The sequence below is a fragment of the Thermoflexus sp. genome (genome assembly GCF_042408365.1).
GTDB lineage: Bacteria > Chloroflexota > Anaerolineae > Thermoflexales > Thermoflexaceae > Thermoflexus.
Genome location: NZ_JBHOQJ010000115.1, coordinates 1 through 5,638, shown reverse-complemented (window position 1 = coordinate 5,638; position 5,638 = coordinate 1). Strand labels below are relative to the sequence as shown.

At 62.6% G+C, this 5,638-nt stretch carries 4 protein-coding genes; 2 read left to right on the top strand and 2 right to left on the bottom strand.

The features are described 5' to 3' along the window. The first annotated feature begins 55 nt into the window (after positions 1-55). Entirely contained in the window at positions 56-358 is a 303-nt protein-coding gene (locus ACFMO5_RS05055; protein WP_376791671.1) for a YkvA family protein, read from the top strand. Between the two features lie 299 nt (positions 359-657). On the opposite strand, the gene ACFMO5_RS05050 is transcribed toward ACFMO5_RS05055, so the two are convergent. After that, on the bottom strand, positions 658-2,091 hold the full coding sequence (locus ACFMO5_RS05050) for an ArnT family glycosyltransferase (protein ID WP_376791670.1): 1,434 nt from the start codon (positions 2,089-2,091) through the stop codon (positions 658-660). Between the two features lie 251 nt (positions 2,092-2,342). Beyond that, positions 2,343-4,340 carry a sigma-54-dependent Fis family transcriptional regulator gene (locus ACFMO5_RS05045; protein WP_376791669.1) on the bottom strand — a complete coding sequence of 666 codons (1,998 nt, stop codon included), beginning with the start codon at positions 4,338-4,340 and terminating at the stop codon, positions 2,343-2,345. Between the two features lie 314 nt (positions 4,341-4,654). On the opposite strand from ACFMO5_RS05045, the gene ACFMO5_RS05040 reads away from it, so the two are divergent. Then, complete coding sequence (locus ACFMO5_RS05040; RefSeq protein ID WP_376791668.1) at positions 4,655-5,599, top strand: hypothetical protein; 945 nt, start codon at positions 4,655-4,657, stop codon at positions 5,597-5,599. Positions 5,600-5,638 lie beyond the last annotated feature (39 nt).

The window sequence follows — 5,638 nt, the reverse complement described above, 5'->3', positions numbered from 1 at the left end:
CGCAAGATGCGCGCCGTCCACCTCTGAGGGGAAAGCGCTGGGATAGGAGCGCAGCATGAGTCGCAGGGAGATCGGTTGGAGCTGGTGGCATGATCTTCGGCGGATCTGGCGCCTGCTGCGAGATCCGCACACACCTGGCTGGCTGAAGCTGATCCCTCTTCTCGTCGTGCTCTATATCCTTTCACCCATCGACCTCCTACCTGACCTGGCGATCCCTGGGATCGGCTCCCTGGATGATCTCGTCCTTCTCTTGCTGGCTCTTCGGATGCTGTTGGATCTGGCACCGAGGGGGAAGCGAAATCCGCCATCCGGGCAGGGGGAGGTCATTGAGGCCACCTACCGTGTGCTGGAGGAATAGCTCCGGCAGACTTCCACAACATGCCCCTCACATTTGGATCTCCTCCGGCTCTCTGTAAAGCTCCCATTCTATCCGGATGGCCGGATCTTCCGCCCCGTGGCTCATACCATGGAGTCGCCACGATCCGCCGATTCGCTTTCCGGCCGGTTCGGCGCTCATGAAACCAAGGATTTTTTCTCCCCTCCCCGCAGCTCAAAGGGCCGCGGGGAGGAGGAGAAGGGGGAAAGGGGCTGCCGGTCTTCTCGATTGCACACCCTCCAAAGGGGATGGATCCAGCGCCCTTTGGCTTAATCTCGTCCTCAGCTTCCTCCGAAAGCAGAGGGGATGGTCCAGAGGATCAGGTGAAGATCCAAGGCGAAGGCACCGAGGAGGGCCATCAGGGCGAGATAAGAGCGGAGCGTGGGAAGGCGGGCTGCCAGTGTGGCCGTCAGTCCGGTCCCGGCCAGAAGAAGGATAAGCATCACGGGAGGATCCCCATAAATCACCCCAGCCAACCCCAACCCGATGATCCCCAGCCCGCATGCGGCCCCTAAGCCCTCCGCGGCGCCCCTCTCGGTCCACGCCAGCCATCCAACGACCAACCCCAGGGCGATGGGAAGCAGGGCGGGGAAGAGATAACGCCCCTGGTGTTGGACGAAGAACAGGTTATACCAGAGATAGGTTCCGGCCGTGAGCCCGAAGGCCAACAGCAGAAGGAGCCCCCGGAGCCCCCAAAGCATGGAAGCCTGTCGATGGCGACCCAGATGGAGCGCCAGCCCGAGAAGGCCCAAGACGGTCAACCAGGCGAAGAGGAGATACCAGCGGGCGTCCAGCACCACCCCCATCCACCCGAACTGTCCCCAGAAGCTTTGAAAGGTGAAGGTTCGAAGGCGATCCAGAGTGGCCATGAGGCCGAAGCGCGCGATCCACTCAGCGGTGCGGGGTTGACCGACCACCACCCGGTCGTGTTGCTGTAATCCGAGGAAATCTGGCCATCCGTAGACGACGCTGTTACGGACCCACCAGAGAGTGCCCAGGGCGAAGGCCGGGAGCAGCCAGGGGAGCAGGCGCCGGAGCCGCTCCGGCCATGGGCGGCCCTCCAAGGCAGCGCGGGCGAGGACGGCGACCAGGGCGACCAGGGCCATCGGGTAAACCGTGGTCTTGGTGAGGAAACCTGCTCCGAGCAGGAGGCCGCCGATCCAGGCGTGACGGCGATGGCCACGGAGCTCGCGGGCGATCCAGAGCCACAAGCTCAGGATCAATGCCTCCGCCAGGGCATCGTTGTTCACGCCACTGTTCATCGCCACGTGTTGGGGGAGGAAGGCGAAAACGGCGGCCACACCGATCGCCCAGGCGGGTCGTTCGGGAAACAAGCGGCGCACCGCCGCATAGGCCAGGAGGATCTGGAGGAGGCCGAGGGCAGCCGAAGCGAGGCGGAGGGGCAACAGGGAGCCTCGAAAAAGAAGGAAAACGGGAACCATCAGCAGATAATAAAGAGGGGGTTGATGGAACTCATAACGCAAGGGGTCGATCGACAGCTCGGGTGGGAAGCCCCTGGATACGATCTCGCTTAGATAATTCTGATCGTAGTCACCGGGCTGCAGAACCGGCAAGCGCCCCGTGGTGGCGATGAACCGAACGTAATTGTAGTGGGCGGGTTCGTCGGGAACCTGCCACGACGGCGTGCGGGACGCGAAGTTCCAGGCCAAGACGATATAGCTTCCGAAGATCAGAAGGAGAAGGCCTCGGTTCACGAAAGATCGCTCCTTAAGAATTTGCGCATCTTCCTCGCACCACGTTCGCAGCCTAGGGGGAGGAACGGTAAGGGAGGCCAACCATCCAGTAGCGATCCGCCTTCCCTAAAGAATGAAATCTGCACACTCGGCAATGGAGCATACGCCGTGGGGGGAGCGGATGCCCCCCCAACCCTCGAGGGAAGTGCCGTGCAGACGGCGAGGAGGGGCAAGTCGATAAAGCGCGATCACAATCCCTCGCGTCGATGTTCCTAGCCCCGATGCCGCCTGGTCTGTCCATCCCGAAATGCGGATGGCGAAATGCCATATCGTTTCAGACGGCGCCACAGCGTGGTGCGGCTCAGGCCGAGGGCGGAGGCCATCGCGGTGATGCGACCCCGATATTGTATGGCCGCCCGGAGGATGGCTTCACGCTCCAGGTCTTCCATTGACCGAATGGAATCGAGCGACTGGCCCCCTGACAGCCCGCTCACGATCCGCTCCGGAAGATGCGGCAGGTCAATCTGTCCATCTTCGCTCAGCGCTGCGGCCCGCTCGAGGACGTTCTCCAGCTCTCGCACGTTGCCCGGCCAGGGATATGCCTTTAACCTTTGCATGGCCGCCTCCGTGATCCGGTAGGTTTGTCCGGATGTTCGGCGGAGACGCCGGAACACTGCCTCGGCGATGAGAGGGATATCCTCCGGCCGCTCCCGCAGCGGAGGGATCCGGATCGCTGTGCTAGCCAGGAGATGATATAGATCCGCGCGGAAGTGCCCCTCGGCGACCAGGTCCTCCAGGTTGGCGGTCGAGGAGGCGATCAGCCGCACATCGACTCGGATGGGACGTAGGCCGCCCAAGCGCACCACCTCACCGGTCTCCAGGACGCGCAGGATGGCGGCCTGGACTTCTAATGGCAGAGCCTCGATCTCATCTAGATAGAGGGTTCCGCCATGGGCCAGCTCGAATTTGCCTGGCCGCCCCTCCATGGGCCCGTTCCGAAACGTCCCGCCTTCGACGCCGAGCAGTTCCAACGCCAACAACTCGCGTGGGATCGCCCGACAGGACACCACGAGGAAGGGCCCATGGGCCCGAATGCTGGCGTTATGGATCGCCCGGGCGAGGACCCCTTTGCCGGTTCCTGGCTCTCCCAGCAGAAGGACGGGGAGGCTTGTGCGAGCGGCCGCCCGGGCCTGTTGACGCACCTGTTGGATTGCCCGGGAGCGGCCGGGGATATCCGCCAATGTCATGTGGGCCTGAGCGCCGACCAGCCGGGCCACCATCTGGTGTACCTGCTCGCTTCGGCGGAACGTGAGGACGAATCCCAGGTGCCGTCGTCCCTCGGTCACTGCATGGAGACCGATCCATCCCTCCAGGGGGGCGCCGTCGATGATCAGCGCTCCATCAGCTTCCCGATGGATCTGAGGATCTGAAAGGGCCTCCCGAAAGATCGGGGGTAGCCGGATATGATCCGTTAATGGGCGCCCTAAAATCTTGGACGGATCCAGCCCCAGCACGCTGGCGGCTGTTTGGTTCAGCCGAATGACGTGCCCCTGGGCGTTCAGGACGAGGACGACCTGGTCGATAGCTTCGAGGATCGCTTGGAGCTCTGCTAAGAGCTGGTGATTTTCCTGAAGGTTGGTCGCAGCCTGCAGCTGGTTTTCAATCGCCCGAGCGGCGGCCATCACCATTCCCATGGTATCTGGCTGGGCCCGTTCCACCGGAGCCATCACCCCGATTGCCCCTAGGGGCTGGCCATCCAGATCATAAATCGGGGCAGCGGTGGTGACCCATGGATGATAGAGGGCGACGAAGTGCTCTGCACCAACCACCTGCACGGGGGTTCGTTCCAGGAGGGCGAGGGCGAAGGCGTTAGTGCCCACATGTCCCTCGCTCCAATACACGCCAGGGCGGAGCCCCACGGCCTCGGCCGCTCGCACGATCTCAGGGTCTCCCAAGACATCCAGCACGCAGGCCGCGCCATCGAAGAGCGCCAGAGCCAGTCCTGAGCCCTCTGTGAACTGATGGAGATCTTCCATTAAGGGTCGAGCGGTGGCGATCAAATCGAAGAGGGTGATCCGCACGCGCTCCAGAGTCTGCTCGTCCAAGCAGGGGAGGGCTGGAGGGGCGTGGGGGTTCAGCCGCGGGAAGCAGCGCTCCCAGGAAGCCGCCACCAGTGGATCCAAGGCTGGATCCAACCGTCGATGTTCGACAAACTGCTCCCAGCGAGAGCGGATGAGGGCAAGATCAACCGGATAAGCCCAGGATTGCATAGGATCCTCCTATGGGGCACCATGAAGCAACCGGCCTCTTCACTATTCTATTTATTTTGAACCAGCGGGACGAGCGCTTTGTCCATTTTTCAATTTGAGGTTTTCGGAGGCTGGGCCAGGGGCCGAAGGCCCCCGAAAAAAATTTCCTCCTTCTCCCCAGGGCCCTTGGGGCCGTGGGGAGAGGGGATTAAGGGAAGTGGGGCCGTTGGCCTTCACCATCCCATATCCTCAAAACAAAAATGGATGAAGCACGAGGGCGAATGGTTACGGCTGGCGCCGTGAAACAGCTCGACATCTGAGGAGGAACAATCGCCATGGCTCAACACCTGAACGGAAGGGGTCGAAAACTTAGGATCCTCCTGGGGATCCTTCTGTTTGCCATCAGCGCGTGCCGTCTTTCCCCAACAGTCCCCACCCCTGGCGCTTCGTCGACAAACCTTCCGCTCGAGCGGATATGGAAAGAATCGTTTCCCGTTGCGTGGTCCAGCTGGGCATCTCAAGCCCTCGCATGTGCAGAGACGGGTCGCCAAGCCCTGGCCTGCCTGCAGGGCCTTCGGCCAACGTTGCCGGAGCGGGTGGTTGAGGAGGCCGCGCGTCGGAAGGAGGCCCTGGGGGTGGATGCCCCGTACGTGGCCAACGTCCTGGGCGGCTACGCTCAGCGTCCTGAGCAGGCTGCCACCCTCTTGATCCTCGCGATGGCGGAATCCCGGGAGGACCGCCAGGTGCGCCTGCGTGTCGCCTTCGAGGGGATCCCCCAACGGTTCCAAGAGGTTGCCCCTCTGCTCCGCAGCGCGGTCAACCCGCTTCCTCATCCCGAACCAGGGGAGGATCCTCAGCGCTGGGCCCGATATTATCTCTCCCAGGAATGGGCGCTGCTGCGGGCGGCGGTTGCCGCCTGGCGCCCGCCAGCGGATGAAGAGGTTGGATGCGCGCGTCTGGTGCCGGGAGAGGATCTCTGTGGTTTCATGGTCCAAGTTCGATCCCCAGAGCTTCTGTCCGCCTTCGAGGCTCGGCTGGAGGAGTTCTTCCGGGGCGCTTTCGATTATGCAGATGCTTTCGCTCGCTCCGAGCGTTTCCTCCATGAAGATCCAGCGAAGGTGCGAGCGCGGTTGTCGGAGATGCTCCAGGAGGCGCGGGAGCGATTGATCCCTCTGGAGCGAGAGGCGGCGCGCCAGCGCCTGGCTGGGGAGGCCGTTTCGATCGATGATCTGGAAGCAGAATGGGATAAGGTAGAGCGCGCTCTATTTTATTCCCCATAAACCCGTTATGAATATGATGGGGCGGGGGGGGGGGGGGGG